Source organism: Muribacter muris, from assembly GCF_001038205.1.
Taxonomy (GTDB): Bacteria; Pseudomonadota; Gammaproteobacteria; order Enterobacterales; family Pasteurellaceae; genus Muribacter; species Muribacter muris.
The window spans coordinates 1-25,734 of the sequence record NZ_JWIZ01000084.1 but is presented as its reverse complement, the minus strand read 5'-3'; the positions used below and the strand labels follow the sequence as shown (position 1 = coordinate 25,734).

Annotated in this window: 35 protein-coding genes and 1 pseudogene; 8 read left to right on the top strand and 28 right to left on the bottom strand. The window is 47.3% G+C overall.

The window, feature by feature from the left end; translation table 11 throughout:
- Positions 1 to 69: 69 nt before the first annotated feature.
- From RO21_RS10900 to RO21_RS10880, 5 genes are read right to left on the bottom strand one after another with little or no spacing between them, the layout of a single operon-like run.
- A complete protein-coding gene (locus tag RO21_RS10900) occupies positions 70 to 651 on the bottom strand; it encodes a phage baseplate assembly protein V (RefSeq protein ID WP_047977811.1) in 582 nt (193 codons plus the stop codon).
- On the bottom strand, positions 626 to 1,678 hold the full coding sequence (locus RO21_RS10895; protein ID WP_047977810.1) for a phage late control D family protein: 1,053 nt from the start codon (positions 1,676 to 1,678) through the stop codon (positions 626 to 628). Before RO21_RS10895 ends, RO21_RS10900 begins: the two co-directional genes overlap by 26 nt.
- A complete protein-coding gene (locus RO21_RS10890) occupies positions 1,679 to 1,903 on the bottom strand; it encodes a tail protein X (protein ID WP_047977809.1) in 225 nt (74 codons plus the stop codon).
- Positions 1,900 to 2,823 carry a phage tail protein gene (locus RO21_RS10885; protein ID WP_241482496.1) on the bottom strand — a complete coding sequence of 308 codons (924 nt, stop codon included), beginning with the start codon at positions 2,821 to 2,823 and terminating at the stop codon, positions 1,900 to 1,902. The genes RO21_RS10890 and RO21_RS10885 overlap by 4 nt, the downstream gene beginning before the upstream one ends.
- Complete coding sequence (locus tag RO21_RS10880; protein ID WP_047977807.1) at positions 2,823 to 5,657, bottom strand: phage tail tape measure protein; 2,835 nt, start codon at positions 5,655 to 5,657, stop codon at positions 2,823 to 2,825. Before RO21_RS10880 ends, RO21_RS10885 begins: the two co-directional genes overlap by 1 nt.
- A gap of 48 nt (positions 5,658 to 5,705) precedes the next feature.
- On the opposite strand from RO21_RS10880, the gene RO21_RS10875 reads away from it, so the two are divergent.
- A complete protein-coding gene (locus RO21_RS10875) occupies positions 5,706 to 5,999 on the top strand; it encodes a hypothetical protein (RefSeq protein ID WP_047977806.1) in 294 nt (97 codons plus the stop codon).
- On the opposite strand, the pseudogene RO21_RS13560 reads toward RO21_RS10875, so the two are convergent.
- The 10 genes and pseudogenes from RO21_RS13560 to RO21_RS10825 form a co-directional block, all read right to left on the bottom strand.
- A pseudogene (locus RO21_RS13560) lies at positions 5,981 to 6,094 on the bottom strand (GpE family phage tail protein); the annotation flags it as partial. The gene RO21_RS10875 and the pseudogene RO21_RS13560 overlap by 19 nt on opposite strands.
- A 23-nt stretch (positions 6,095 to 6,117) precedes the next feature.
- The gene (locus RO21_RS10870) at positions 6,118 to 6,438 is read right to left on the bottom strand and encodes a phage tail assembly protein (RefSeq protein ID WP_047977805.1); all 321 of its coding nucleotides are present in this window, start codon (positions 6,436 to 6,438) and stop codon (positions 6,118 to 6,120) included.
- A gap of 86 nt (positions 6,439 to 6,524) precedes the next feature.
- Positions 6,525 to 7,040, bottom strand: a complete 516-nt coding sequence (locus RO21_RS10865) for a phage major tail tube protein (RefSeq protein ID WP_047977804.1) — start codon at positions 7,038 to 7,040, stop codon at positions 6,525 to 6,527.
- A gap of 12 nt (positions 7,041 to 7,052) precedes the next feature.
- Positions 7,053 to 8,441 (bottom strand): phage tail sheath family protein, encoded by a 1,389-nt coding sequence (locus RO21_RS10860; RefSeq protein WP_047977803.1) that lies wholly within the window; start codon positions 8,439 to 8,441, stop codon positions 7,053 to 7,055.
- 9 nt (positions 8,442 to 8,450) lie between these two features.
- Entirely contained in the window at positions 8,451 to 8,954 is a 504-nt protein-coding gene (locus RO21_RS10855; RefSeq protein WP_047977802.1) for a Gp37 family protein, read from the bottom strand.
- A 9-nt stretch (positions 8,955 to 8,963) separates the two neighbouring features.
- Positions 8,964 to 9,434: a gp436 family protein gene (locus RO21_RS10850; RefSeq protein ID WP_241482495.1), complete on the bottom strand. Its 471-nt coding sequence runs from the start codon at positions 9,432 to 9,434 to the stop codon at positions 8,964 to 8,966.
- Positions 9,435 to 9,923 (bottom strand): DUF7210 family protein, encoded by a 489-nt coding sequence (locus tag RO21_RS12235; protein ID WP_053067773.1) that lies wholly within the window; start codon positions 9,921 to 9,923, stop codon positions 9,435 to 9,437.
- A gap of 133 nt (positions 9,924 to 10,056) precedes the next feature.
- Positions 10,057 to 11,022 carry a major capsid protein gene (locus tag RO21_RS10840; protein WP_047977800.1) on the bottom strand — a complete coding sequence of 322 codons (966 nt, stop codon included), beginning with the start codon at positions 11,020 to 11,022 and terminating at the stop codon, positions 10,057 to 10,059.
- Between the two features lie 25 nt (positions 11,023 to 11,047).
- Positions 11,048 to 12,178: a peptidase gene (locus RO21_RS10835; protein ID WP_047977799.1), complete on the bottom strand. Its 1,131-nt coding sequence runs from the start codon at positions 12,176 to 12,178 to the stop codon at positions 11,048 to 11,050.
- Positions 12,179 to 12,541: 363 nt separating this feature from the next.
- The gene (locus RO21_RS10825; RefSeq protein WP_047977797.1) at positions 12,542 to 12,997 is read right to left on the bottom strand and encodes a phage virion morphogenesis protein; all 456 of its coding nucleotides are present in this window, start codon (positions 12,995 to 12,997) and stop codon (positions 12,542 to 12,544) included.
- A 62-nt stretch (positions 12,998 to 13,059) separates the two neighbouring features.
- Between RO21_RS10825 and RO21_RS10820 the strand changes: the two genes are divergently transcribed.
- Positions 13,060 to 13,290 carry a hypothetical protein gene (locus RO21_RS10820; protein ID WP_047977796.1) on the top strand — a complete coding sequence of 77 codons (231 nt, stop codon included), beginning with the start codon at positions 13,060 to 13,062 and terminating at the stop codon, positions 13,288 to 13,290.
- A 353-nt stretch (positions 13,291 to 13,643) separates the two neighbouring features.
- Here RO21_RS10820 and RO21_RS10815 read toward each other — a convergent pair whose 3' ends face one another.
- From RO21_RS10815 to RO21_RS10755, 13 genes are all read right to left on the bottom strand, one after another.
- A complete protein-coding gene (locus RO21_RS10815; RefSeq protein WP_047977795.1) occupies positions 13,644 to 13,871 on the bottom strand; it encodes an Acb2/Tad1 domain-containing protein in 228 nt (75 codons plus the stop codon).
- A gap of 130 nt (positions 13,872 to 14,001) precedes the next feature.
- On the bottom strand, positions 14,002 to 15,267 hold the full coding sequence (locus RO21_RS10810) for a phage head morphogenesis protein (RefSeq protein ID WP_047977794.1): 1,266 nt from the start codon (positions 15,265 to 15,267) through the stop codon (positions 14,002 to 14,004).
- A gap of 105 nt (positions 15,268 to 15,372) precedes the next feature.
- Positions 15,373 to 16,851 carry a DUF935 domain-containing protein gene (locus RO21_RS10805; RefSeq protein ID WP_047977793.1) on the bottom strand — a complete coding sequence of 493 codons (1,479 nt, stop codon included), beginning with the start codon at positions 16,849 to 16,851 and terminating at the stop codon, positions 15,373 to 15,375.
- The gene (locus RO21_RS10800) at positions 16,852 to 18,168 is read right to left on the bottom strand and encodes a terminase large subunit domain-containing protein (protein WP_047977792.1); all 1,317 of its coding nucleotides are present in this window, start codon (positions 18,166 to 18,168) and stop codon (positions 16,852 to 16,854) included.
- Positions 18,155 to 18,724, bottom strand: coding sequence for a DUF3486 family protein (locus RO21_RS10795; protein ID WP_047977791.1), 570 nt, complete (start codon positions 18,722 to 18,724; stop codon positions 18,155 to 18,157). The genes RO21_RS10800 and RO21_RS10795 overlap by 14 nt, the downstream gene beginning before the upstream one ends.
- A gap of 22 nt (positions 18,725 to 18,746) precedes the next feature.
- A complete protein-coding gene (locus RO21_RS10790; protein ID WP_047977790.1) occupies positions 18,747 to 19,040 on the bottom strand; it encodes a VpaChn25_0724 family phage protein in 294 nt (97 codons plus the stop codon).
- 2 nt (positions 19,041 to 19,042) lie between these two features.
- On the bottom strand, positions 19,043 to 19,387 hold the full coding sequence (locus RO21_RS10785) for a DUF2730 domain-containing protein (RefSeq protein WP_047977789.1): 345 nt from the start codon (positions 19,385 to 19,387) through the stop codon (positions 19,043 to 19,045).
- 75 nt (positions 19,388 to 19,462) lie between these two features.
- Positions 19,463 to 19,852 (bottom strand): DUF2681 domain-containing protein, encoded by a 390-nt coding sequence (locus tag RO21_RS13705; RefSeq protein ID WP_053067772.1) that lies wholly within the window; start codon positions 19,850 to 19,852, stop codon positions 19,463 to 19,465.
- A complete protein-coding gene (locus RO21_RS10775) occupies positions 19,849 to 20,073 on the bottom strand; it encodes a DUF2644 domain-containing protein (RefSeq protein ID WP_047977788.1) in 225 nt (74 codons plus the stop codon). The genes RO21_RS13705 and RO21_RS10775 overlap by 4 nt, the downstream gene beginning before the upstream one ends.
- Positions 20,070 to 20,414: a hypothetical protein gene (locus RO21_RS10770; protein ID WP_047977787.1), complete on the bottom strand. Its 345-nt coding sequence runs from the start codon at positions 20,412 to 20,414 to the stop codon at positions 20,070 to 20,072. Before RO21_RS10770 ends, RO21_RS10775 begins: the two co-directional genes overlap by 4 nt.
- On the bottom strand, positions 20,414 to 20,965 hold the full coding sequence (locus RO21_RS10765) for an N-acetylmuramoyl-L-alanine amidase (RefSeq protein WP_047977786.1): 552 nt from the start codon (positions 20,963 to 20,965) through the stop codon (positions 20,414 to 20,416). Before RO21_RS10765 ends, RO21_RS10770 begins: the two co-directional genes overlap by 1 nt.
- Before the next feature lie 79 nt (positions 20,966 to 21,044).
- Positions 21,045 to 21,587, bottom strand: coding sequence for a hypothetical protein (locus RO21_RS10760; protein ID WP_047977785.1), 543 nt, complete (start codon positions 21,585 to 21,587; stop codon positions 21,045 to 21,047).
- Between the two features lie 72 nt (positions 21,588 to 21,659).
- Positions 21,660 to 22,016, bottom strand: a complete 357-nt coding sequence (locus tag RO21_RS10755) for a helix-turn-helix domain-containing protein (RefSeq protein ID WP_047977784.1) — start codon at positions 22,014 to 22,016, stop codon at positions 21,660 to 21,662.
- A gap of 118 nt (positions 22,017 to 22,134) precedes the next feature.
- Between RO21_RS10755 and RO21_RS10750 the strand changes: the two genes are divergently transcribed.
- The 6 genes from RO21_RS10750 to RO21_RS13665 all read left to right on the top strand — a co-directional run.
- Positions 22,135 to 22,326: a DNA-binding protein gene (locus RO21_RS10750; RefSeq protein WP_047977783.1), complete on the top strand. Its 192-nt coding sequence runs from the start codon at positions 22,135 to 22,137 to the stop codon at positions 22,324 to 22,326.
- A gap of 81 nt (positions 22,327 to 22,407) precedes the next feature.
- Positions 22,408 to 22,551 carry a hypothetical protein gene (locus RO21_RS13005; protein ID WP_157019791.1) on the top strand — a complete coding sequence of 48 codons (144 nt, stop codon included), beginning with the start codon at positions 22,408 to 22,410 and terminating at the stop codon, positions 22,549 to 22,551.
- Entirely contained in the window at positions 22,526 to 22,828 is a 303-nt protein-coding gene (locus tag RO21_RS10745) for a hypothetical protein (protein WP_047977782.1), read from the top strand. Before RO21_RS13005 ends, RO21_RS10745 begins: the two co-directional genes overlap by 26 nt.
- A 21-nt stretch (positions 22,829 to 22,849) precedes the next feature.
- Entirely contained in the window at positions 22,850 to 23,737 is an 888-nt protein-coding gene (locus tag RO21_RS10740) for a hypothetical protein (protein ID WP_047977781.1), read from the top strand.
- Between the two features lie 10 nt (positions 23,738 to 23,747).
- The gene (locus tag RO21_RS10735; RefSeq protein WP_047977780.1) at positions 23,748 to 25,580 is read left to right on the top strand and encodes a DDE-type integrase/transposase/recombinase; all 1,833 of its coding nucleotides are present in this window, start codon (positions 23,748 to 23,750) and stop codon (positions 25,578 to 25,580) included.
- A gap of 14 nt (positions 25,581 to 25,594) precedes the next feature.
- Positions 25,595 to 25,734: helix-turn-helix domain-containing protein (locus RO21_RS13665; protein WP_157019788.1), on the top strand; the 140-nt coding region annotated here is incomplete at its 3' end.

The following is a 25,734-nucleotide window of genomic DNA, read 5'->3' as shown; positions in this document are numbered from 1 at the left end:
CATTTTTGCAGGATCATTAACAACCATATATTTCAATGTTGTAGGACCGCCCTGCTGGCGTCCGTAAGCTTATTGGGGCTGACCGGAGGTTTTATTGCCACTTTCTACACCACTGTGAACGTGGCTGCCCAGCGATACCGAACCTTGTTTGACACTTGGGGCAGACACTTCTGTGCCGGAGGTAATATTGCCGGAGGCATTGAGTGTGCCGTTGATTTGCACATCACCGTTAATTTCGGTCGGGGCAGTGATGTCTACCTTACCGGCATTTACAATCACGTTGCCTGTGGTAGACACCGTCACATCGCCCGTTTGTCGGTTATGTGAAATCACTGTACCGTTAGTGAATTTATGTAACCAGATTTCACTATCAGAAACAGGCGGCGGGTCTTGCTCATTATAAATTGCCCCCAGCACACAACCGCCTTCGCCGCGTGCATCGAGTAAAATGGCGACTAGCTCGCCCACATCGGGTAGGCAGTAAAACTGATTACCGCCGGCATTCGGGGTTAAAAACGCCAGCCACGCCGTTTCAAAATCCTCTAACGCCGGAATGGTGCATTTCACCCGATGGGTCTTCGGATCCACTTGGCTGACGATGCCTTCTTGGTAAGTCGCTGTAAAATTATGTGTGGTCGGTTTTCGATACATTCGGGAGTTCCTCACTAAATTCTAATAATCTTATTTCCAGTTCGGTGGTGTAACCACTCGAACGGCTTAGGCTGTGGCGTGCCTGTTTAATCAAATACTTGCCGCTAAACATCCCCATATTGGTGAGCCATATCGTATTGCCGGCGACTAACTTCGGATTACCAATCAGAGTAATGTTCCCCGCCTGCTGGTCGTCATTTTCGCCCATTGCGGCTTCGGCACGGGCATCCATCTGCGCTTGACTTTCCGCACGGGTAACCACTTTAAGCGTATCGGCATTGTGCGCAGTAGCACGCTTTTTGGTCGGGCGTTTGCTTTTGCGCTTTTTGGTGGCTTTCACCGGCTTTTTCGCCTGTTGGTTTAAGCCGACGACTTCCACTTTTGCCGCGGCATCACTGATACGGTCTCGTAACCGCAGGCTTTTGACCTCACTAAAATCAATCACGGCGACAGGCACTCGCTCTTCCAAACTTTTCATCGTGGTAAACACCAAGGTTTTGCCGGTAATTTTAAAACTGTGGTGATACTCGTGAGCCAAGCGGGTTAAAAACTCCACGTCCCGCTCTTGGTATTGCGTGACCCGCTTAATTGGAATATGGGCGACCGTACCGGTGACATTCAGATGCAGCCGTTTCGCCACCCTTTTCACAATGTCAGCCAGGGTCGTGTTCTCATACGCCTTCGGCTTGAGCGTCCGGTTGGCTTTGGTGAGTCCCGTACTCAAGGCTTTAAGGCTGACCACCGAGCCGCTTTGCGTCCAGTCCCACTCGATTTCGTCTAACTCAAAACTGCCGAGATTGACTAGCGGCTCGCCTTGATAGCCGAGTTGTAATTTTAGCTTGTCCCCTTGGGTCGGAAACCACGCGCCGATCCACTTTTTGTCAGTATCTTCAAACACCACCTGTAACTCGTCAGATTGATCGCTTAAATGGTCGGTATAGCTCAAGCTGATTAAATGGGGCTTAATAAAAGGGGTAATCTGTTTATGTTCGTAAAAAATCTCGAACACGGGCGTTTGTACGTGCATCTAATCCTCCTGTAACCACGGCGGCAAATCCGCTTGGTCGGTTTTTTTCACGGCGATAACCGGTACAAACACCGTTTCGCCTTGTGGCAAGACCTCACACAAAGCAAGGTGCGGGTTGGCATCAATCAGCCGTCCCAGTTCCCCGACATCACCGTAATAGTGGTACGCCAAGGTGTCCCAACGCTCGCCCTGTTTAATGGTATGTGCAATCACACTTTCACTCATTGTTCACCCCCTGTATCGGCACGAATAGCAATCCACGCGGTCAGTTCTGCGCTGTTTTTTGCAAGGCTTTCCCCAACCGCCTCCGCCGAGTCAATCGCTCTCACGCCCAAATCAAACCACTCGCCCATTTCATTGCCGTTTAAACCCTGTTTAAACAAATGATAAGCCGTGTCCACCTCAACGCTTAAATCTGCCAAGCCTTGCATAAAGGGCGTTGCCTCTTTAATGCCGTTTGTCAGCCACGCCACGCTCTCTTTTAAGCCAACCATTTCGCCTAAGCCCGCCAGCGATGTCCCAAGGCTGTTCACGATAAAGGGCAGTTGCAACAAGGCTTCACGGGGATTACGGGCAAGGCTTTTCATCACCGCAACGGTCTGCTTGACCTCGCTAATCACCTGTCGGGTTTGGCGATACACCTGAATGCCTTGGGTGATTAACTGCTTGGCACGGCTGACAAATTGGGTTAAGCCCTTCGGCAGAATTGAGGCAAGGGGAGAGTTGCCGCCGATAGAGAGTGCCGCACCCAGCACGCCTTGCCCCACATTGCCGGCAAACTCCCGTAAACTAACCGACACTTCACGGGCAAGGGCATTGCCCTGTTCATCGGTAAACAGGGTTTGGCTCGACACATCGGTAATCACAAAATGCCCGACAAACTTGGAAAAGCCGAACACCAGTGCCAAGGCTTGCCGGCTTTCTTTTGCGTCAATCAAGGCTTGGTAGCGGGCTTCCACCGCCCCTAACTGATGATGCAGGCTCAGTTGTAAGGTGATTTCGGTCAGCTCTAGCCCCATCGCCTGCAATTTCGGCTTGCCGCTTAAGACCTGATGCTCGGCAAACGCGGCAGAGCGGCGTTCATCTAAGCCCGTCGGGGCATTGAGTAAATCAAAGGCAATATTGCCCAGTAGCGCATAACTCATCAGTAGGCCCTCCGTTGTCGTTGGTCTAGAACGCGGTTAAGTAATTGTTCAAACTCGTGCAAGCTCATTTGCAAACCTTGCTGAACTTGGCTCATCACATCGCCTCCGTTACCGTTTAGGTTAATGGTCGGGTTAAAATGCACGGTCATTGCAGGGCGTTCGGCGACTGACTCACGGTTTAACGGCTGATAATCGGCAAACAGCCCGTCATTTGAGGCTGCCGGATTGAAATTTGGGGTGCGAAGAGGACGATCATTCCAATCAGATAACGCAAAAAATTGACGAATTCCTGTGCCAAATTGCATTACCCCCGACCAAAGATCATCAACCCAACCACTTTTTTCAGATTGAAAGGACGAACCGACCGCTTGTCCCAGCGCGCTCGTGGCTTGGCTGGCAAGGGGCTGCTTGTTCTCAATCCCGATTGCCAAGCCCTCGACAATATTATGCCCATAGCCTTTAAACACACGGCTTGGGGAATTGATGTTGAGTTTTTTCTTAAACCACCCCCCAACATTATCGGCGAACCCGACCACGCTTTCTTTTGCCGAGGTTGCCATACCGGATATGCCTGACTTAATTCCGTCAACAATATTGCCCCCAAACTCGGCAAAGCGGCTCGGCAAATTACCGAACCACGCAAACACACTGTCAAAGACGGACTGAAATGTGCCGAGAATATCCCAGTTCGTGACCCATTGGGTAAAATTATCAAGGGCTTGGGTGGCAAAGGTTGAGAAATTATTGGGAATATCAATACCAAACCAACTTAATACTGCGGCAAAGGCTTTATGGAATAAGCCAATCGGCGACCAATCTAAGATTAGCTTACCAATGCCTAAAATTCCGCCGTCGAAAGCTGTTGTGACTTCAGCCCAAAGGTTTGAGAAAAAGTCTTTTACCCCTGACCACGCATTAGCAACCCATTCTCCAATGCCCGACCACGCAGACTGTATCCACGCCCACGCTGCATCAAATTTTGCGGTGATACTTTGCCACAGTTCGGTAAATAACGGCTTGAGTTTTTCCCAGTTTTGCCAGATGTAATACGCTCCAATAGCAAGACCTGTCATTACAAGCCCAATCGGGTTCATCAGCATTGCACGCCCAAGCCACATAAAGGCTTTACCTGCCATCATTACGCCTTTTACCACGACACCGCTTACTGTTCGTCCAAAGGTGAATAAAGAACGCCCAAACCGCGAAAAAGCCTTACCTGCCCCTGAAGCTATTTTCCCTATTAAACTGGTTGAACGAGCAGCACCACCAAAACGGGCTAATCGCATAATGTTAAACGCCGCATTGACTTGACGTCCCAATACAGCGAAGGTTTTAAACGGGCTGATAAGCAGATTGACAGCATAGCTCATTCCCAATATAGCGAGTTTTCCTGCAAGAAAGCCCCCTACAACCCCCACAACAGTTTTTATTAAGCCTTTATTTTGTTCAATCCAAGGTGTCAGAGTATTTTCAATAAACCCTTGGGCGATTTTTGCAAAGGCTTTAATATCCTCTGCAAAGGCAGAACCAAAAGAGCCGATAGCAGATTCCCAAACACCACCTAATGCTTCAAGTGCCGCACCAAGGGTTTTGGTCTTCTGTGCAATACGTTCTTGAAGGCTGGCTTGCTCCCGCATTTTGGTGAGCATTTCTTCCAAGCCTTTCTTACCCTTTTTCGCCAGAATATCGGCAAGTCGTCCGCCTTCAATGCCAAACAGCTCTTCTGCAACAAGACCAACCCCTTCATCACCGAATTTAGCCCGAATTTTTTCAAACTTTTCCATCTCGGCAAACATTGCGTCAACGCCTTTGAATTTGCCTTTTTTATCCCAAAAGTCGAAGCTGACGCCGGCAGCCTTTACCATATCTTGTGCTTCAGCCTTCATTCCTTTGGTTGCCGCACGCATCATTTTCGGACCTTTATTCATTCGGGAGAGCATCATATTCAAGCCTGTCCCGAACGTTGAACCTTCTAAGCCCTGTTGCCCTGCTATTCCTTCAATCGCAAGGATTTTTTCGGTATTTTCAGCACCGGTTAGCCCTAGTGAATTGAGTTTTGGCGCATAGTATTTCATTGACTCATACATTTGGGCTTTACTCAGTCCTGAAGCATACATTGCTCTTTGTAGGTAATCGGCTGATTTACCTAACTCCGCTTCACTTAAGCCGTGCGACTCCATAAATTTTGCTAAAAATTCACCGCCCTCAAACTGATCCATCTCTAGCAAGACATTCAATTCCGCTGCCGTTTTCAATGCACCGCCGGTTAAAATCTTATCACTGAGACCTTGTTTTTTCAGTGCAAGCGCAAGGTTATAAAAGTCTTTCTTTGTCCCCGGCAAATCTGTCCCTAATTGGCTGGCAATTTTGCCTATCTCTTCAAATGCGCCGATAGTACCGTCTGCTTTCATCATCGCAATTTTGAGATTATTTGCTGCTTCCTCCTGATCCATAAAGGTTTTCACAGAAGACCATACTGCTGAGCCTCCCGCCATTGCGTGTGCGCCGGTTTCAAAGATTTTGCCCTGCAATTCACGACGTTTAGCCGTATGATGTTGTTGTGCTGCTAAGGCTTTATTCAAATTCTCTTGGCTTTTTTGCGCTTTTTGAATCGCTTTGCTAAGTTGCTCGTAACGTTGACGTAATGCCCCAACATTACGAGTCGGATCGGAAAATGCTCGGCTGATTGAACGCCCTAAGCGCATTTGCTGACGTTGGGCAATGGCAGTACGAATACCTAACTGCTGGACTTGTTTTTTGGCTTCACCAAATGCAGCACTCACGCCTTTTAAGCTCGCCCCAATGACGAGTCCAATGGTTAATTCACTTGCCATCGTATGTCCTTGTATTTAGAATGAAAGGGAAAACAGAGGAGAAAAGAGATGAACATCGTTGAAAAAGTGATGAAAACCGTTTGGGGAATTTCAATGGTTAGCGTAACCGTATGGCTAGGTTACTCGTTATTCTTGCCTGCCATCCTTAGTTTACCGTCTTTATCTGACATCGGACTATTTGCCTCTGTCTTGATCGCTGGTGTGGTGTTTACTCTCTTTCTCCTGATTTGGTTGTTTTTTGGTTATGCAACATCCGTTGTGGCGTCTGGAGCAGGTTTTATTTTAGGCTGGATAGCTGAGGGAGTTGTTACACTGTTTAACTATTACAAAACCCGAGCATAACCTGCTTTAGCTTGCCGATTCATCTGCTCAACCCATCTCGGAATATCCACTAAATCCATCTCCATTAACTCGCTTGGTGACCAACCAAACCACCAAGCGAGATCGGCAAATACCGTGTCTAGCTCTCGGACGCTTTTGGCTTTCCCTCAAGCAATAAATCCACAATCAACACGGTTAGCCCGTTTATATCAATGCCGTCTAATTCATCAATATCTTCAAAGGTTAGGTTACTCAGACGGTTCACAAAGAATTTCACCATTTGATATTCGTGCTTACTATCAAGCCTTTTTTCTTCAAAATCCCCCAAGTCTTTACCTTTCAAACGGCGTAAATTGATTTCTGTTAATCTTGTACCATCTGCTAAATCAACAGGGTGCTTTAATTGATAGGTGGTATAAACACGTAGATTTTTGAGGGTTTCGACCGCTTGGTTAGACATAATAAAAAACTCCATTGTGTTGGTTAATTCACAACGGAGTTTAGAGAAATCGGATAAAAACCGCTTTTAAACTAGTTTAAGGATTTTTACTGCCCGATATTTTTGCGGAACCGGTTGAAGACATCTTGCCCGGCGACACGGTATTGGTTCGAGAGGGCGTCGTAGTAAAGCACTTCTTTGCCGTCAATCACCTGCTTGATGCTGTACACCTGATAGCTCATTGTGTACTCGGCAACCTCTTTTTTGTACTCGCCGAGCGGCACTTTGTTAAATGCTACATTTAACGTCATTACCAACGGCACTTCGGTTGCCATACCGGCAGCATTAAATACCCGCACATCAGCTCGCACCATCAGTTGCGTATTTTTAAACGGGTTATACGCAAGGGCAGCCACATCGGGATAAAAACCGTCCCACACAATCTCACCCTCAAGGGCATTGATTTTATTCGGCAGTTTTAGCTTGCCGATTAAGCCGAGATTATCGTGCTCGCTAAACTCCACTTCCAACTCCGGCAATTTCACGCTTTTGGCTCTGCCGAGATAGCTGTTGCCGTTGACATACACATTCGCATTCGCAACTTGGTTAATCACCACACTCATTCGTTATTCCTCCTAACCTTTTCGAGACGTCAAATTCACAAGGAACTTACGGGTGACCACCGAGGTATTGGTGATGCGTTCCGCCGGAATTTTCGGGGTAAATTGATATTGAACCGGCACAAGCCCTTTACTGAAACTGTCGGGTAAATCCGCATCAGGGTCGAGGGCGACTTCAAAGCCGACGATAGACTTGAGCGTGCTGAAATAGGTTTCCAGCGTGCCGAGCAAGCTGTCCAGTAACGCATCATCAATCGGGCGGTCAATAAACTGCAATTCGACCCGACGAATGCTTTCATCAATCAAATCCGCCGTACGCTGGACGGTTTCAAAATTGCTGATATGGGTAACAGTCGGGAAGTTTGCCAAGCGGTTGCCCCACAGTCTAAAGCCTGTGCCGAAGCTGTTAAATACGGTGGTAATCCCCACCGCATTTAAGCGGTTGGTTTCCGATTGAATATCGTCCACCCGTGCGGTGAGCGGAATTTCGACCCCGACCACGCCTTTAAGCTGGCGGTTTGAGGTCGAGAACCAATAGCCGGCTTCGACATCAGTCAGCATTCGCAAGCCGGCGGCGTGGGTCGCCAAACTCTCAAGGGTGTTGCGTTCCCCGATAACGTGTGGGTAGAACAGATGCACGCGGTCAGAACCGGTTTTAAAGTTAATTTGCCCTTGATTACCCCGTCCGGCAATCGCTTTTGCCAATGTCGTGGCTTTCGGTGCTTGAATATACGCAATCGCCCCTAACTGTTCGGCAAGGGTGGTGAGCGATACCGCCATTGACGCGGTGGTATCAAACTGCGGACAAATTAAAATTTTCGCATCGGTGCCTAACAGATTAAAGCCGGCACGCAATAGTTCAAAGCCTTTTCGTGCGCCGGTTGCTGCGTCCACGCCACCGCGAATATCCGCTTCGGTGACTTTCGTTGGGTCGGCGTAGGTATAAGTGGCTTTTAAATCGGACTTCACTGCCTTTAAGGTAATATCACCGGTTAATAAATCGGCGGTGTACTCATTAGCGGTCAGTGCCGTATTGCCGGACTTCAAGGTTAGGTTAATTAAGCCGGCTTTTTGGGTTTTCGCTTTTAAGGTATCACGGTCAAGGGTCAGCACCTCGTCCGTGACCGTCGTGCGATGGCGTGCCGGGTCAAGCACATTGACCACATACACTTGCCCCGCTTGGTAGCGGCTTAAAATATCCAGTGCATCGGGCAGGGTGTAGCCGTTGTCAAAAACTGCGCCAAACTGGGCAAAATCTTTTTTGTTGATGCACAATTTCAGTGCATTAACTGCGCCGATTGGGGCTGTCCCGACAATACCGATAACCGCACCGTCCACGGTATTGACCGGCACAGAGCCGCCGTTGACGCGCTTGGTTTCGGTGCCGTGATGAAAATAAGACATAATATTCTCCTATGATTTTGGTTTAATCCGAGGGTCAAGGGGTTCACCCTTTTGCCGTGCCACAAGGCTTGCAAATGTCGGCTTGCTATCGACCGCTTGTTCGCATTGCTGTACTTGCATTGTTTGGGTGCTCAACACCAACTGATAGACCCAAATGCCGCTTTCCTGCTCGTCAAAGGCTTCGTCTTTCAAATAACATTCACTGCAATTCGGCGGACGAAAACCCACTAACGCAAGGCGCAGGTTATCCAGTAACTCAATCGCACCAAAGTCGTTATGCAAATTGCGGCTCATCACCGTCAGCACAATCGTCAGTGTTCGACTTTGGGTCATCGCCGCACTCGGACGAGGCTCGCCAAAGTCAGACCCTGCATAACTAATCAAGATTGCCCCGTTAGGGTGGTCAAGAAAGTAAGTGCTGGGGTCATCGGGCATCAACTGGCAATCCCAATCCGGAAAATGGGCGTTTAAACGGGCTTTAAAGGCATTTAAAATCGGCAAAGTGGCAGACATTTTTTCCCTCTAATAACCTTCAGTATTCATTCGGTTGGCACTCTTGACACGGTACTCGCCCGAATCCGCTAGTAAATCACCGTAGCTGTCTTGAACTGCTTGTGAATCGGTTGTCGTGTTCGACTCGCTAAAGCCGGCAATGCCTAAATGCAGTTTACCGTTGGCAATTTGCTCCAACTCCTTGATTGCCTGCGTGTAGGTGTCCTTCACGGTCTCCGGCATCTTCGATTCAGGGCGTCGGGCATAAAGCCAATAGCGTGCCAAGGTTAAGCAGTAGCCGTTAATCACGGTCGGCACTTGAGTAAGGGGCAGGCGGTAACGTCCCCGTAGAGCGGCATCAATCCGCTCGGATGCGATTTGAATTGCCTGTTCCACCACGCTTTCGTTAATCTCTGCCGCGGTATGCTCGTCATTACTGAGCTTCACTAACGCGGAATAGCTGAAGGTTTTGGCTAAGTCGGCGACGGTGATATACATCATTTACCCCTCGCTTGCCGGGGTATCGTCAGCCGGCGGGGCGACTGTCTCGGCTTTTTTCCCTTTAGGCTTGCTCTTGTCAGCTTGGCAAGCGGTCAGTTGGGCAGATAAATTGGCAATCTCCGCATCTTTATCTGCTAGCTGACGGGTCAATTCCTCGACACGCGCTTCCGCCTGTTCGGCACGCAAACCGTTTTCCGTCGCCAACGCTTCGGCTTGCACTTGCGCTGTTTGGGCGCGCAATAATGCCTCTTGGGTTTCACGGACGTCCCGTTCGGCTTGTTCGGCAAGTTGTCGGGCTTGCTCATCGGCACGTGCTTGGGCTTCTTCGGCAAGGCGTAATGCCTCATCTTTCGGTTGTAGATAAATCGACAACTCGGCGTACTCTGCCGGCGTGAGTTCGATTTCATCACCGACATCATAATGTTGTCCGTTGTGATATAACGCCACGCCGGAGACGATGGCGGTGATTGTTTCGGTTGGTTGGGTCATTTTTCGCTCCACAGTTGATTGAAGTAAGTTTTTTAAATCCCCCTAAATCCCCCTTTTTCAAAGGGGGACTTATTCCCCCTCTTTCGTAAAGAGGGGGCGAGGGGGAGATTTAAAAATGGCTAGGGGCAGATTTCTACACGGCGGATTTAATCAAGAAGCCGGCTTCCGGCATCAAGACGTGCTCTTTGTGAATATCGGTACAGCGCACGTTATACACTTTGCCACCGACTTCATCGTATTTATCGACTTTCAGCGAGTCTTCGCGGCGGAAGGTATAGCCGAATGACGGTTGATACATCGCGTGTTTGCCGTCCGCACCGGCAGTCGGCACATACGCCATTACGATGTTGTCCGCCCAAATGGCGGTGCTTTCTGCATCAAGAGTCGCTTTATGCACCGAACGTCCGATATGAATATCAAGGCTTTGCCCTTCGTCTTTGAGCATTTCGGCTAACATTTGGGTGGTTAAGCGTTGTAGCCCGCGCCGTTTTAGCACTTCCACAATCGCCTCGTGCTTACGCAGCACCGCCCATACATTCGCCGGAATGACAATTTGATTGACCGGCACGCCGGCGACTTTGCGTACTTTTTCAAACGCCTCATCAAAGACCCCGAAAATATCGGATGTCGGATTGCTGAATTGGCTTGAGCCGGACAGCACCACTTTATTGTCCGTGCCGTACATTGCCTCGTTATTCACCAACGCCTGCACCCGCTTTTCGTGGTTCAGCAACATTTTCTCCCGCACCACATTCACCGCATATTGCTCGTAAGCAAAGTCGGCTTCACGGTTTTCACGGTAGTCAATCGGGTGGGCTAAATCGTGTTCAATCACCTCAACGGTTTTGGTGGTAACCTTCACCGGTGTGATTTTATTACTCGGCGCGTGCAGTTGACGCTCATCTTCTTCTGCCACAAAAGCCTCATTACCGAACACCGGCAAGCGTGCGCCTTCTTTTGGAATATCTACAAACGGTAATAATTTGTCGCCCACGAAAAGGCTGTTTTTATAACCGAGTGCTAATCGGGTCAGTACCGGGTCGCCGTTAATACGAGTATGGACTCGTTGCCCGCTACCTGTTTGAGTCTGTCCAGTCATTCATTTTTCTCCTATCAGTTAAGGATTACAGCACGGCATTCACTGCCGTGGCATAATCGCAATTGTGTTGTTTCATATAGGCACGGGCTTTGCGGTCAAGCTCGATACGTGCAGGGTCGTCGTTTTCGGCATACGAGACCTCATCCGGTTCGTCCGATGCCGCCTTGTCTTTGGTCGCCACTTCACCAAATTGCAGCACCTGCGGCTGTGCCTCTAGAAACGCTTTAGTCAGCGTCAGCATCGATTCGCCTTCGTTAAACTCGACCACTTGCCCCGCGGCATTGGTTGCCGAGCAGTTCAGTAACGCAATCGCCGCCTCTTTGGCAATCGGGGCAAGTTTGCCTTGTTTTACTAAATTTTCGGCATAACTGACGTTTTCCGCTTTTGCCGCGTCTAAATCGGCGGCGGCTTTATCCGCTTCAGCTTGCGCTTTTTCGGCTTTCAGTTGCTCATTTTCTGCTTTTAAACGTGCTAGTTCGGCTTTGTCGGCTTCACTCATTTTGTCTTCTCCTGTCGGTTCGGTTGGGGTTGGGGGTGACTGGTCTGCCGGCAGCTCATTAAATGCCGGCTCGTCAAGGGATTGATGACGGTGTATTTGCTCTCGAATGGCGTCTTCTTGCACACTGGACACTAAGTATTCCGGTAAGGCTTTTTCCGCTTCTTCTTCGCCAAATTGACCCGCTAACCAGTTGCGGAAACGTCGCCAAAGCGTACTTTGCGCCCAATCGGCAAAATCAACCACACCTTCTTCCGCTTCATTAAACTCAGGGTTACGCAAGCCTTTCACCGCCGGCGGGACTGCCCCTAAAAAGCCGACGTGGCGCAGAGACAATACCCCTTGCTTGGGATTATTGGGGCTATCGGGCAGGTAAAACGAGGCGGAGACTTTTTTAAACCGCCCTGCCTCAACTAATTCAGCAAAAGCAGGGTCGATTTGGTCGAACTCCGCTTGCAACACCTCGCCGTTTAAGGCAAGGCGTTTGACCCACGCATAAGCGGGGTGGTTATCTTTTGGGTGTCCGATGACCACCGGCGCTTCGTGAAACGCTGGGTCGTAGTTATCGACCGCTTGTTGCAGTTGTTCGGGGGTAATGTCAATCAATACGCCGTTCGCATCTCGGCGCTTACCGGCTTTGAAAATATCAATCAGGTGCATAATGTCCTCGCTTAGCTATGCGGACATTATGCAAAAGGGCGGGAAAAATGACTTTTAAACTAGTTTAAGGATTTTTAGTGAGCGGCAAGATCATCGAAAAGTGATCCGGATACAGAAAATGTGAAATCTTGTCTGAAATGGCTTGTCGTCAAAAAACGGGGACAAGCCGATAAATGTTACCGCTTAAAAAATTTAAACGCCGTATGGGCGATTTAAACGGGGTTATCGCTTCCCCCTCATTTAAAATTGCCCCAATTTGCAAATTTAAGGCATTTACCAATGTGCTAAAATTAAATGGCGCTATCATTTATCGAATAACGCCTTCAAGCGCACAGCGGCGATTTGAGGGCGTTTTGCGTTGAATTAGGCTTTTCGCATGACTTGACGCAAAAAATGTTCGGTTTTGCCCAGCAAATAGTCCTTGTTCTGCCGGCTTAAACCGAGCCACGGACGTGCCGGTACGCCCGAACCCCGACCGCTTGATTTTTTGCTGCCAAAATGATGTAAGCGGGCATATTTGCGGTCAGAACCGAATTTGACACCCCGCTCGCTGGCTTGGTAGCGCAACAGATTTTTGAGATTACCGTCTCGGATTAAGATTTTATTTTTGTGCTTTTTCTTTTTCGCTCGGTATTTGTCCGATAACGATGCCCACTTTTCACCCTCCGGCGAGGCTTGCTCTTTCTCAAACCGCTTTTTATGCTCGGCTTTCAGGGCTTCGCCTAACATACCGTAGAGCTTTTTGCCCTTGCCCACCGAACGGGCAATATTGGCAAGGGACTGAATTGCCCCTTTATCATCAATGCGAATGTGGATCATAGTGGGTGATCTCCGTAGAATAAAAGCGTGGTAATGTTGCCACACTTTAGTAAGGAATGCTTATGCAAGAAAAACATCTCGCTGCCATTAAACGCTTGAAAGAGGGCGGTGAACGTGCCGCACTCAATATTGCGTTAAGTGAATGGGCTTATGAAAAACTTAAAAATCACGAAGTACTGGATGAACACTCTCTCAGGCTATGGGCAAATAGCCCTAAATGCTCAAAAGGTAAATCATTAGCCGTACTCAATTTTTTAGATTTAATCAACGCTTCAGCAAAGACTGACAAATAAAAGTAGTCTTTCTCATCAAGCTCTAATTTAAGACGATCTAATGTGTCTGCCAACATCATTTTACTGTCTTGACTTGGAGCTTGCTTTTCTCTTTCATTTAACGTTAATATTGCCTCATATAAGCTCACTAAATGTAACATCTTTTCTCCTATTGATAAAAAAATCATTCCGGCGTATAGTGAAAACGCAGTGAGGGTTTCCTACTGGAAAGGTTAGCGGCAATGTCTCATCCGTTATTATCCTGTTCGAATCAGGCAAACCACTGCACTAATCTAAACGCCCCCATAATAATTCATAACTTTTCTTGAAGTCGTTCCACTCAATAGCACTTTTAATTGCAGTTGCGGTTCTCACTAGTCCGTCCAAGTCATAGCTTTAACACCCCACATTTGGGAGGATTGTGCATCGGTAATAGCCAAGCTGCATAAGCGTTTAACTTCAGCACTTGCAGTTTGTGATCGCAAAGTATTTAGTTGATCTATCGCCTTAGCAAAAATAGCCTTATATTTGTCTACTTCCGGATTGTTGCTAGGATTAAATGATAAGCCCACAGCTTTTTGGCCATAAGTTAATTGTTGCATTTTTATTTCCTCTTTGTTGATTAAAAAATAATTTAGGCGTATAGTGCCTTTGCTCGTAGGGGGTTTCCTACTGGAAAGGTTACGCTGTTCTACACCGTATTATCCTGTTCGAATCAGGCAAGCCTACGAGCTAATCCAAATTTCCCCACAATAACGTAAAGGCTTTCAAACTTTCCCATTGCCGTTTATCTAGTGCACTTGCCGTTCTCACTAAATTCAGTTTCACCCGTTCCTTTTTCTGTGTTTGGGCGTTTTTGAGCTTGACTTCATAATCCAACTTCACCGCCACTTTGCCTTGTTCAGTCTGATAAATGAACAGCAGGGTCGGTTGCTTTTGTTGGGTTTCCAGCAAAATGGCATCAGGGTGTCTTAACTTTTCCGGTAACTGTTGCCAAAATTCAACGGGCAAGTGAATCCCTTTTGCTTGCTTGTTGTCCCGTAGAGCGTGCAGAATATCGTCGTCCCGCAGGGCAATCACCGCCGTTTGTGGGGCGAGCTGTTGGGCTTCGAGCTGTTGAATAACAGGGCGGGGGATCACGCCCACATACTTCATATTGCCCCGTGCGACTTTTTCAGCCACCACGGTATCGACCATCTCTTTCACCGATTGGTTAAGCAACGCCAATACCGGCGGGTAATTCAGCACATTACTGACCGCACTACTTGCAAACTGCGGTGGGGCGTCTGCCAGTTTTTGCATTAAGATTTCATCGACTTTGTGGGTCGGCACTAACCGTTTCGGGTGTTCAAAACTCGGATCAACACCTTTCGGCACACGCACCACACGAGGGCTGCCCGAACGTTGCCCAATCAGTTTCTCTTCCCATTCAATTTGGGGGCTGGGACTGACGGTTTTATTAAAATAGCGTAAATCATAGTCGTCTAAGGCTTTGACGGTGCAATGGCAGCCGTAGGCACGGGTCGGGTAATGGTAATCCCACCACGGGTCGTCGGCTCGTAGCACTAAGCCGTCCCAACTGACGTGCTGGGGACGAGGGTGAGCGGAATCGTTATGCTCATATTCCCAATAGGGCAGCACATCAGCCATCTCCTTTTGCTGTTGATAACGCCCGTGATTGTAGCTGGCATAGAGATTGGTGTCGTAAATGATCCGACTGCGCCAATTACGTCCGCCGTTGTATTGCCAACTATGCTTTTCAACGATTTTGTCAAAATATTGGGTACGAAAGTCTTCCAACGTCCCGCCGTTCTCAATCACCTCATCAATCGCTTTGCGAAACTCCCCAATAATTTCGGCGGTATGCGCACCGGCGACAGCAAACGCATAATCGTGCGCCTCGCCGTAAATATCCAAATAGGTCGCCGTCGGGATATTCACTTTTTTGCGGAAATAGTGAATTTGCTCGTCAAAGGGTAGGGTTTCTGCAATGATCATCGTGTTTCCTTTTTTCAATTTCACTGAGTGGCTGATGTTTAAAATCCCCCTAAATCCCCCTTTTTCAAAGGGGGACTTGATCCCCCCTCTTTCGTAAAGAGGGGGTTAGGGGGAGATTTCACGAGAAGCAGAGGGAGATTTAATGCTCTCTTGAACCACGTCATAACGCCCCATCAGCGTTGCACTTGTCATTGCTTTGGCAAATAGTGCGGCATATTCGCTAAAATCCAGCTCAGCAATATGCTCGTCTAACATATCCCGATATTCTTCGATTGAGCTTGCCATATCCAGTTTTGCCCGAATTGCCGCAAGGCGATCATCAAAATGGTGTTGGGATAACTCGCCCATTTGGTCGATAATGTTCTCTATCGGCTTTGGTGGGTGTTGATGTGCTGCCTCATTAAATGCGGTCGTTTCTATTCCCCTCTTTGAAAAAGAGGGGTTAGGGGAGATTTCAATATCCCCTTGCTCAAACCCATATTCTCGCTCGAGGTATTGGGGCGTAAACCGCACCCCCATTGCATAGAGTTTGCTGTCCCGTTCCACTTGGTCGGTGTTAATGCTCTCCTGCTCATACAGCTCAAATTTCGGCAGTTGTTCGACGGCAAAGTTATATTTGCAAATCCACGCTAAAAGCTGATTGAAAGTGGCTTCGATCATCGCTTTGTCATCGTTGCGAATATCTTCAATCACTTCCAAGCCTGCCTGTGCCGAGGCTCGGTTGCTTTCCTGTTCGGTGGTTTGGTTTTGCCCTAATAGAGCGATATTGATTTCCGCTTTGCAGAAATTGAGAAAACGCTCGTAGCTATCACTTGACGTGCCTTTACCTGCCGCTTCTAAAATTTCGACACTCGCATCATTTGGCACGACTGCAATCGCTGTGCCAATCATACCTTCTAGAGCATCGGCTAACTCATCTTTTTCCGCCTCACTGGTTTGGCGAGGGTGTTTACCGACTAACCACGGGCTGCCGTATTTTTCGGTAAACTCCAGCCAATACTTAAAACCGCCCTTTTTAAAGGTCGCCGCCCAAAAGCAGAGCGATAAATCGCCCAAACCGTAGGGGTTATCTTGGGTCGCTTCTTGGGTGGTGAGTAAGAATTTATGCTCAGGCAATAACTCGCCCTCAATCCAGCTCTCTTTACTGCGAAAACGCAGGCGGTTATCATCATCAAACACAAACCATTCCGGCTTTTTGCCGATAATCTGTTGCGGGATAAATAGCCCGTTCTGCGCTGCCCAAATGATTTCAGAGACGTGGTAGCCGTAAAGTGCCGCATTAAGCATTTCAGTGATGATATTATTGAGCGGCAGGGCATTAAATATCGCAAACAGTTTTTCGTCCACTTGCTCATTGTTAGTCGTGGTAATGCGCCATTCCAAGCCTTTAATCGCCGCTTTACGGCGGCGAATGCCGGAACGCACCTGCCCGTCCGATAACAACTCACGATAAACCGCAATGTCTTTGCCCATTTTTTTGAGAATAGGGTCAGGGTTCGGCAGGTGATAGCCAAATGCCCAGTGGTCGAAACTTCTTGCACGGGTAGCGATTTCGCTGACTAAATCTTTTTTCTGTACTGACATTTAATATCCTTGTGTAAGTGCGTGGCTGCGTCTTGGACGTCTGCTGTGAGGGATAACCAATGCTAAGCCGCCTTCTTTCGCCGCATTGAGGGCTAAAAAGCACGCCCACGTTCTATCGGCGTGTCCTTTACTGTCGCTTTCGGCAATAAAACGGGGCTGCCCCGTGCTACCAGTGATTTTTTTCAGTTTGTGCAAATCTTCCCGCAATTCATTGTCGCCTTGAGGAATACGGATTTTGCGGTCTTCAAAGGCTTCTTTGCCGAGGGTAGCTAAATTGAGCTTTGTCGCGACATTAAACAGCACCCCTTGTACTCGGCTTGTGCCGTGCTGATACTGGGCATCTTCCACCATTTTTTCACCCATACCGGTTTGGTCTAAATGGCAGCGAATCACATTATATTGACGCATCACGCGGTAAAGTTCGGCAAGTTGCTCGCGTAATTTCACCCGTTTGAGCGTGATGATTTCCCGTGTCCAATATACATCGCCGACTAACTCTATCACCCAAATCACGGTCAAGTCGCCCCGAACGGCAATATCCATGCCCACAAAACAGGGGTTACCACTGTAAAGATGGGGCAAGCCGGCGGCGCTATGTTCGGCATCATCAATCAAGTCATAAGAGAGCCAGCTACTGGCTTCATCAAGCCATTTGAGTTCAAACTCTTGCGCCCACGCATCTTCATCGTTCAACCCCTTGCGGAGCTGGTCGATATTACGCGGTAAACCATCACGAACGGCTTGATAAATATCAACCGCGTGGCGAGACCATTCGGTATTGCTTAAATCGGTCATCAACTCGTAAAACTTATTGCCTTTCCCGTTTGGTGTGGAAACAACTCGTAATTTCCACCCTGCAGAAATTACAGGGAACAAGGCTTTCCATATCTCACGGCTGTTTTGGTGAAAGGCAAATTCATCTAAAAAGACATTCGCAGAAAAGCCCCGAGCAGTATCGGGGTTTGCGGGCAAAGCCGTAATTTTTGAGCCACTCGGAAAAATAACCTCTAACGCATTGATAGTCGTGTCCTCTTTGAACGGGACTTCTAACACTTCACACACCTGTCCAATCGCTTCAAGGTGACGTTTTACCCCCTCATTCATTGCCTCTTTTGCTTGGCGTTCTCCACGGGATAAAATCACCCAACGAGTTTTCTCACCTTTTGCTTCTGCCTCTAAACAATCCAGCACAATCTCAAGTGTCGTCGTAAATGTTTTACCTGTTTGACGAGCGAACATCGCCACTTTAAAGCGACTGTTATCACTAAGCCAGCGTTGTTGATAGGGGTAAAGTAATGCAGGTTTACTCGATGCCATAGACTGCTTTCACCATTTTCGCTACATCTTCTTTACTAATGCCAGTCTGCTCACCGCTTTCTTCCACGGCTTTTGCGGCTTGTTCAATCACTTCCTTACGGATTTTGCGTTCCCGTTCGTAGCTTAAACTCTCTGCCTGTTCCAACCGCTGAATAGCGGACGATAACAATGCAATGGATTTGGGGTCTGCCGTGCCGTCTTCACTCAGACCGAGCGAAGTTTCAAAGGCGATATTTTTCACCATCTCCATCAACATTTTGCCGATGTCCGATTGGGGCGTTTCACCAAACTGTTTCGCCCAAATCTCCGCCATTTCACGCCCTTGACGGATTTTTGCGCCCATTTTTTCCATTCGGCTGGCATAACGGTTTAACCCTGTCTTACTTAACAAAGCACTGTCGGGCAAGCCACAATCACGGATTAGGTCGTTAATCTCTTCTAAAATGTCGGTTTGCGAATACTGCTTATCCCGCAACATCATCGCTAGTTGGGTTTTGATATTCGGGGGCAGTAAATCCACTTTCGATGCCCGCCCACGGGTGGTTTTATGGCTCATTGAAACGCTCCTTAAATACCGTTTAAATTTTCGGGCGGGGACGTTTGACGCCCTCAACCACCGCTTCACCGTTTGCTACATCTAAGCCCCGTTGGGTGATTTTGGCAATCATAAAGCCGCTTGCAAGGCGTTCGATTTTGACTAACCCCTGCTCTTCAAGCCAATTCAAGTGGTTACGCACTAAATCACGGCTGATGTTATGCCCGTAGAGCGCTAAACAGTCGTCTAAAATGGACTCGTTGGCATCGTAACCGCCTGCTTCCGAGAGCGACCGGAGAATGACTAAACGCTGGTCTTGATGAAAAATGTTTTGCATAGTTAATCCTTATTTAATACTTTCGCTTCGAGTAACAGGGAGACTTGATGACTCATTGCCCCCATTTGCGTATTAGTCGATTTGGTTTCGCCCTTGATTTCCGTCATCAACACCTCCAGTCGTGCCACATCTTGGGCGGTCGGTAGGTTATCTACTTTGGTTTCCAGTAACGTGATGCGATGCTCATTTTCACCCACCTGTTGCTCGCAACGTTGGGCAAGGGCATTCAAATCGGACTTCTTGGCGTATTTGCTGTCGAGCTTAAGCCAAAATGCCCCGATGATAATCATCGACAGGGTGCTGATAATGGCAAAGTGCTGACGGATAAAATCAAACAGTTCTTGCATTGGTCTCCCCCTGTTTTTGTTGGCTGAACCAGCTCTGCCAACGCTTACGGCGTTTTTTCAACCTTATCATCATTTTTACAAATCTCCTGATGTGTCAGATTGTGAGCCAGTATCTGACGTTTCGTCTCGGTCGTGTCCGCGCGACTGGCGTAAATCAGCCCGAACGCCTGACAGCCCGTTATCGTTATCTTCGGCTCTAAACCAGCCGTGGTCGTGCAACCGCTGATCAACGCTAGGAGCATTGCTACGCTTGACTTCATCATCATTTTTACGCTTAATTTGGGCATTTTTGATCTCCGCTTTTTTTGTTTGAATTTCGACCGCTTGTTGTTGGTTTTGGGCGGTCAGTTTGGCTTGGGTGTCAAACATTTTTTCAATCGTTTGATTAGCTTGCCGGACTTTGTACGCCATCACTCCAAACAGAATGACGACACCGGCAACTACGCTGATAATCAAGGTCATCATTCGTTTTCCTCCCGTTTTTTAAGGGCAGAAACCATTCCTTTTGTTGCAACCTGTCCACCACAAAATAGAGCAAACGTCATAAACAATTCAGGGACGTAACTGCGGTCTAACCAGACACAATAGGCTAAAATACCTGACATCAGCAATGCCCCGAAAAACTGAATAAAGCCCGTAGTCGAAAGGCGACCGTTGTCGTTGGTAAATAATTCACTGAGTTTCATACTTTCTCCTTAATGTAGTAATGATGATTAGCAAATGCCCACCCCATAAATACAGCCACGGTTGCACAGACAAAATAACCGTAATACGCCAACATCAAGCCAAGTAAAGCATTAGTGACGATTTCCCAATGGAATTTTGTGGTGGTATAGCGAAATTTTGGTGTGCCAAAACCAATGAAAAGCGGGGCTACACTTAATGCTGTTAAAAAGTAGAAAAACCACTCATAGGCTAATACGAGCTTAGGTTGATTAAATTCATTGGCATAAATAAAACCGCCAAACACGATACACTCCCAAATATAGGAATAAAGGGTCAGCCCTCTGACTTTAAGTTCTGCCATTACATATTCTCCTTAAACAAATGCTCGACATTTACCACTTCTTCACTATCCAGCCACGACCACACATCAAAACACGGGCAGGCTTTCGTCCACTCATTCGGGGTAACAGTACCATCGCCGTTAATATCAGGGGATAAATCACGGTGTCCGCAGATACGCGCGTGAGGGAATTTGGCTTCTAATTCACGCAGTAATTTATGCAAGGCGTGCCATTGGGCTCTAGTAAATTCACCGTGATAGCCCCCGTTTGCATCAATCCCGCCGATTAAACAGATGCCGAGAGAATTGCGGTTATGACCGCGGACGTGTGCGCCCGTTTCGCCGACTTGACGACCACTTTCCACTTTACCGTCTGTGTCGATCACATAGTGGTAGCCGATATGTTTAAGGTGAGAATTGGCGCTGCGGATAGCGTGTTGGGAACGGTTAAAGCCCCGCTGTTTGTGCCAGCCGTCAATCACTTGTGCCGCAGTTTGACTACGGGTACGCAATAGCTTGCCGTTTCGGGTGGCAGAGCAATGGATCACAATTTTTAAAATTGGAAAAGACATAGAAAAACTCCCTATCAGTAACTGATAGGGAATTTAGGGAAAAACGGCTGAAATGAATTTTAAACTAGTTTAAGGATTTTTAATCTAACTGAGCAAATGAACGAATACCTATAAGACTATTGACAGTAACGCCAAATTTCATTCCTTTGTAGGAAAATTCCTCACTTACCCCTTTTTCTTTATCTTTAATATCTGCGTATTTTCCTACAACCTCAGCATTAAACATAAAGAATTTTTTGCCAAGCTCTTTATATTCGTTATCTCCTGCAAATGAAGAGATAATTGAAGAGTTAGCAGCAATTAGCATTAAGTTAGCAGTATCATTGTCTGTCAATGTTAGTATTGTTGATACACTTTTAACATTACCTGTTTTTTTATTGATGATCATTGTTACACCAAGTACATCGGCAAGGATTGCTTGAGCTGTATTATTTACATCGCCTTTTACAATTTTAGGATTTTTCGGCATCAATGCTGGGAAATCAAAAGATTTAAGATCCTTATTTACCCTTGCAGAAAATTGTTTTGGTGTAATGCCAATATCTTCCTTCGCATAAGCATTACTGATACTGCTCATAATAGATAGAATGGTAAATATAAAAGTAAAAATACGCAGTTTCACTTGTTCCTCCTAGGTTAACGTTATTTGATAATTTTGAGTTTGGTTTTTCGTGTCTTTGTCGCATTCTGAGGCTCAAGCGACTTTAAGAGCCTCAAGTGCCGAGATCGCCGATAACGCTTTTGCGGTTTTTTCGATAGCTTCTTTGCCTTGTTCATTACTCTCTCGATAATCCTCAAGTAGATTTTGCTCTTCTTCTGTTAATTGAAGATTGATAGGTTTTCCAATAAACATTTCACCTTGTCCTGTTAAAAGCCAGTTAATATTTACACCCATTTGTGCAAATTTCACATAGGCTTCTGAGTTTGGCTCTCGATCCCCACGCATGTAATTTTGTACAGAACGATAATTAATACCCGAACGTTCTGAAAACTTTGTAATACTGCCACCAAAATGGCTAACAATTAAGCAAACTCTACTACTTATACTCATTTGTTCTAAATTTACCTTGATTTAAACGGAACGAATGTTCATAATTACACTCATACATTAAAGATCTTATAAAGATCTTTAATGCAAATCATAGCACATCTTTCATAGAGGATAAAAAATGTTACAGGCTAAAACACCAAAACAGGTTAAAGAGGGCTTTGCAAAACAAGGTAAAACTTTAACCCAATGGGCTGAAGAAAATGGTTACAACCGTGATTATGTATATTTAGTGCTTAACGGGAATGTTAAAGCTAAGTACGGTAAGGCTCACGAAATTGCCGTCAAACTCGGTTTAAAAGCGGCAGCTTAACGCATATTGCTCTTTAAAAATTTGATTACATAAGTTCAACGGTCTTCTTAATTTTAACCTTTAAAAAACAGGAGAAAACCAATGAAAACATTACTGGAAAAAGCGTGCGTTTGGTTTTTAACACGCAAACGAAAATATACCGTTTACCCAAACCAACCGATTTATCACAACGTGCCGGCATTTATGCAAGGGGAACACAATGGGCGAAAAAGCGAACACGACTGAGCGAGCCTTACGCATTATGAAGGTGCTAAAAGGCAAATCACTGACCGGATTAACCAATAAAGAGTTAAGCAATGCGATTCAAGACAGTGCTGTCAATACCTCACGAGCCATTGCTTTTCTTGTAAAAGAGGGCTTTGTCACCCAGTTAGAAACAGGACGGTACGCATTAAGTGTGCAGATGTTGCAGATTGCCACCGCCCACGCAATGGAAATTCAATCGGCAAACGATCGCATTGCCCAGCTACAACAGCAGGTGCAAGCGGGCAGTTTTAACTAAATTTTTGCAAAAGGACACGATATGGACGAACTCACACAAAATCAAAATGCGGTGGCGTTAGCCGCTAAAGCAATGACCCAAGACTTAGCCGAAGCCCACGAAGCAATGGGTATGGTTCGAGCATTTGGATTTGTAAACAAACTGCTGACGGTCGGCACTCTTAAAGTTATGAGAGAAGTCAAAGAAGCTAAGAAATACAAAGGCTTAGTAACATACATTGACGGAGAACTGACGACGGTCGGCAGTTGGGAAGAATTTTGCAAGGCTTGCGGATTAACTAGACAGAAAGTCGATGAAGACTTACAAAACCTTTCTAAATTTGGGGAAGAGTTTTTAGAAACCTCCCAACGTCTCGGCTTAGGCTACCGTGAAATGCGCAAGCTCCGCCAACTGCCCGAAGAAGCCCGTGCCGAGATTGTCGAAGCCGACTACTCCGAGGCAACCGATAAGGAAGAGCTGATTGAGAAAATCGAAGATTTAACCGCCAAATTCGCCCACGAGAAAAAGGTGTTGGAAGGGCAACTTAAACAGAGCCACGCCAATTATAAGGCGCAAGCCAAAGTGCTTGCCAACAAGAACGATCGGATTAACCACCTTGACCTTGAGCTGGCGAAAAAACAAAGGCTGATTGAGACCCAAACCCCTGACCAAAAAGGCGCACTGTTACGTCAAGAGACCTCGGCAATAAGTTACAGTGCGGAAGCGGTTTTACGGGGGCAGTTAGTTAGCGCCTTTGAAACCTTAGCCGCCCATACCGAAGAAAGCGGGATTGACCACACTCAATTTATGAGCGGGGTGCTTGCCGAGATTGATTTAGCGGTCAGTGAGTTACGGGGACATTTTAATCTGAACGATACCCCAACAGGGGATTTAATCCCCGACTGGCTAAAAGAGACAGACACAGAGTAAGGACAAGGCAATGGCAATATTACCCGGCATTCTTGCCGAGTTTGCCCAACGGGTTGAAGCGGCGGGCTTTGGTGAAAAAGAGCAGGTCATCACAGAAGGGATGACCACCACAGGGTTAAGCCGTGCCACTTTTTTACGCCAAATTAAACCCTACCGACCACAAACGGGACGCAAAACCCGTACCGATAAGGGCAAACATCAACTGACACCTGATGAACTCAACCTGATTGCCGCCACGTGGTTGCAGATGCGCCGTCAAAACGGCAAAACCCAGCATACCCTTGAACGGGTGCTGGATATTCTGCGGGCTAACGGCAAGGTGAATGCCGAGTTTCTGGATATGAATACCGGTGAAATTCGCCCTTATTCTGCCAGTTCGGTCGAACGGGCATTACGCAATGCCAATTTGCACCCCGACCAGTTATTAAGACCGAAGCCGGTGGTGCAACTGCAAAGCCGTCATCCCAATCACGTTTGGCAAATCGACCCCTCTTTGTGTGTGTTGTATTACCTCAAAGAGAAAAAACAGGGCAACGGGTTGTGTATTATGAAGGAGGACACGTTCTACAAAAACAAACCGGCAAATGTGGAACGGGTGGATAAACAGCGGGTATGGCGTTATGTGATTACCGACCACACGAGCGGGGTGATTTATGTGGAATATGTGTACGGCGGGGAGACGGCGGAAAATATCAGCCACACCTTTATTAACGCCATTCAGCCAAAAGCCCATAAAGGCGAGCCGTTTTACGGTGTGCCGAAAATCTTAATGTTTGACCGTGGCTCTGCCAATACTTCACAAATGTTCAGCCATTTACTGCATCAGCTTGATGTCAAGGTAGAAATCCCCACCGCCGGTAATGCGCGGGCAAAAGGGCAGGTGGAAAAAGGCAATGATATTGTCGAACGCAAGTTTGAAAGCGGCTTGCGCTTTTTAAATGTGAGCGGTTTAGCGGAGCTGAATCAGTTAGCCCACCAGTGGATGCGTTATTTTAATGCGAAAGCAAAACACAGCCGCCACAAAATGACCCGCTATGCGGCGTGGCGAACCATTACCCGTGAGCAGTTGATTGTGCCACCCAGCCGTGAGATGTGCCAAGAATTGATGATTACCGCCCTCTGCGAGCGGGTGGTAACGGATAAGCTGGAAATCAGCTTTGAGAACCGCCGCTATGATGTACGCGATGTGCCGAATGTGCAGGTGGGTGAAAAAATCAAAGTGGGCAAAAATCCGTACCGCCCCGACTGTGTACAGGTGGAATGCCGAGAACAGGTGATAGTGGACGGCGAGCAAACCGAACGGCTGTTTTGGGTGGTGCTTGAGCCGGTCGCCTTAACCGAGTTTGGCTTTAGAACCGATGCGGCAATGATTGGCGAAGAGTATAAAGCCCACAAGAAAACCGAGTTTGAAACTCACCGTGAAACCCTTGAGCAGTTGGCATACGGGGTGGATAACGAGGACGATCTGAAAAAAGCGAAACGGGCAAATACGCCGTTATTTAATGGCGAAATTAACCCTTATAAGCATATTGAAGACGAAAATGCACACCCGATTTGGTATTTACCGAAAAAAGGGCAAGCCCACGCGCTGACCACCAATGCCCGACGGGTTGAGCAGAAACCGATTAGTTTGGTGGAGTGTGCCAAACAGCTCAAAGCCAAATTCCCGATATGGAGCGGTAAACAGTATAAACGGCTGGCTGAACATTATCCGGACGGTGTACCGTTAAATCAGCTAGACGAGTGGCTCAAGGCTGACACCTTACCCGCCGAGCTTAACCCTGACACGCCAATTCATTCGTTGAGAGAGGTGTTGTCAGAAATGAAAACCGGCACGGCATAAGCAGGAGACTGTCAATGTTAAGACTGAAACAGGTGCTGATTGACCGCAACATTGCCCAGCGGCAATTAGCGTTAAAAATGGGCGTATCGCCGACCACCATTTCAAAATTGGTGATACACAATCAATGGTGTGTGAGCGATATTGCAAAATTTAA

Coding starts and splice junctions, on each gene's coding strand:
- RO21_RS10900 (WP_047977811.1), bottom strand. CDS start 651: ATGTATCGAAAACCGACCACACATAATTTTACAGCGACTTACCAAGAA.
- RO21_RS10895 (WP_047977810.1), bottom strand. CDS start 1,678: ATGCACGTACAAACGCCCGTGTTCGAGATTTTTTACGAACATAAACAG.
- RO21_RS10890 (WP_047977809.1), bottom strand. CDS start 1,903: ATGAGTGAAAGTGTGATTGCACATACCATTAAACAGGGCGAGCGTTGG.
- RO21_RS10885 (WP_241482496.1), bottom strand. CDS start 2,823: ATGAGTTATGCGCTACTGGGCAATATTGCCTTTGATTTACTCAATGCC.
- RO21_RS10880 (WP_047977807.1), bottom strand. CDS start 5,657: ATGGCAAGTGAATTAACCATTGGACTCGTCATTGGGGCGAGCTTAAAA.
- RO21_RS10875 (WP_047977806.1), top strand. CDS start 5,706: ATGAACATCGTTGAAAAAGTGATGAAAACCGTTTGGGGAATTTCAATG.
- RO21_RS10870 (WP_047977805.1), bottom strand. CDS start 6,438: ATGTCTAACCAAGCGGTCGAAACCCTCAAAAATCTACGTGTTTATACC.
- RO21_RS10865 (WP_047977804.1), bottom strand. CDS start 7,040: ATGAGTGTGGTGATTAACCAAGTTGCGAATGCGAATGTGTATGTCAAC.
- RO21_RS10860 (WP_047977803.1), bottom strand. CDS start 8,441: ATGTCTTATTTTCATCACGGCACCGAAACCAAGCGCGTCAACGGCGGC.
- RO21_RS10855 (WP_047977802.1), bottom strand. CDS start 8,954: ATGTCTGCCACTTTGCCGATTTTAAATGCCTTTAAAGCCCGTTTAAAC.
- RO21_RS10850 (WP_241482495.1), bottom strand. CDS start 9,434: ATGATGTATATCACCGTCGCCGACTTAGCCAAAACCTTCAGCTATTCC.
- RO21_RS12235 (WP_053067773.1), bottom strand. CDS start 9,923: ATGACCCAACCAACCGAAACAATCACCGCCATCGTCTCCGGCGTGGCG.
- RO21_RS10840 (WP_047977800.1), bottom strand. CDS start 11,022: ATGACTGGACAGACTCAAACAGGTAGCGGGCAACGAGTCCATACTCGT.
- RO21_RS10835 (WP_047977799.1), bottom strand. CDS start 12,178: ATGCACCTGATTGATATTTTCAAAGCCGGTAAGCGCCGAGATGCGAAC.
- RO21_RS10825 (WP_047977797.1), bottom strand. CDS start 12,997: ATGATCCACATTCGCATTGATGATAAAGGGGCAATTCAGTCCCTTGCC.
- RO21_RS10820 (WP_047977796.1), top strand. CDS start 13,060: ATGCAAGAAAAACATCTCGCTGCCATTAAACGCTTGAAAGAGGGCGGT.
- RO21_RS10815 (WP_047977795.1), bottom strand. CDS start 13,871: ATGCAACAATTAACTTATGGCCAAAAAGCTGTGGGCTTATCATTTAAT.
- RO21_RS10810 (WP_047977794.1), bottom strand. CDS start 15,267: ATGATCATTGCAGAAACCCTACCCTTTGACGAGCAAATTCACTATTTC.
- RO21_RS10805 (WP_047977793.1), bottom strand. CDS start 16,851: ATGTCAGTACAGAAAAAAGATTTAGTCAGCGAAATCGCTACCCGTGCA.
- RO21_RS10800 (WP_047977792.1), bottom strand. CDS start 18,168: ATGGCATCGAGTAAACCTGCATTACTTTACCCCTATCAACAACGCTGG.
- RO21_RS10795 (WP_047977791.1), bottom strand. CDS start 18,724: ATGAGCCATAAAACCACCCGTGGGCGGGCATCGAAAGTGGATTTACTG.
- RO21_RS10790 (WP_047977790.1), bottom strand. CDS start 19,040: ATGCAAAACATTTTTCATCAAGACCAGCGTTTAGTCATTCTCCGGTCG.
- RO21_RS10785 (WP_047977789.1), bottom strand. CDS start 19,387: ATGCAAGAACTGTTTGATTTTATCCGTCAGCACTTTGCCATTATCAGC.
- RO21_RS13705 (WP_053067772.1), bottom strand. CDS start 19,852: ATGATGACCTTGATTATCAGCGTAGTTGCCGGTGTCGTCATTCTGTTT.
- RO21_RS10775 (WP_047977788.1), bottom strand. CDS start 20,073: ATGAAACTCAGTGAATTATTTACCAACGACAACGGTCGCCTTTCGACT.
- RO21_RS10770 (WP_047977787.1), bottom strand. CDS start 20,414: ATGGCAGAACTTAAAGTCAGAGGGCTGACCCTTTATTCCTATATTTGG.
- RO21_RS10765 (WP_047977786.1), bottom strand. CDS start 20,965: ATGTCTTTTCCAATTTTAAAAATTGTGATCCATTGCTCTGCCACCCGA.
- RO21_RS10755 (WP_047977784.1), bottom strand. CDS start 22,016: ATGAGTATAAGTAGTAGAGTTTGCTTAATTGTTAGCCATTTTGGTGGC.
- RO21_RS10750 (WP_047977783.1), top strand. CDS start 22,135: ATGTTACAGGCTAAAACACCAAAACAGGTTAAAGAGGGCTTTGCAAAA.
- RO21_RS13005 (WP_157019791.1), top strand. CDS start 22,408: ATGAAAACATTACTGGAAAAAGCGTGCGTTTGGTTTTTAACACGCAAA.
- RO21_RS10745 (WP_047977782.1), top strand. CDS start 22,526: ATGGGCGAAAAAGCGAACACGACTGAGCGAGCCTTACGCATTATGAAG.
- RO21_RS10740 (WP_047977781.1), top strand. CDS start 22,850: ATGGACGAACTCACACAAAATCAAAATGCGGTGGCGTTAGCCGCTAAA.
- RO21_RS10735 (WP_047977780.1), top strand. CDS start 23,748: ATGGCAATATTACCCGGCATTCTTGCCGAGTTTGCCCAACGGGTTGAA.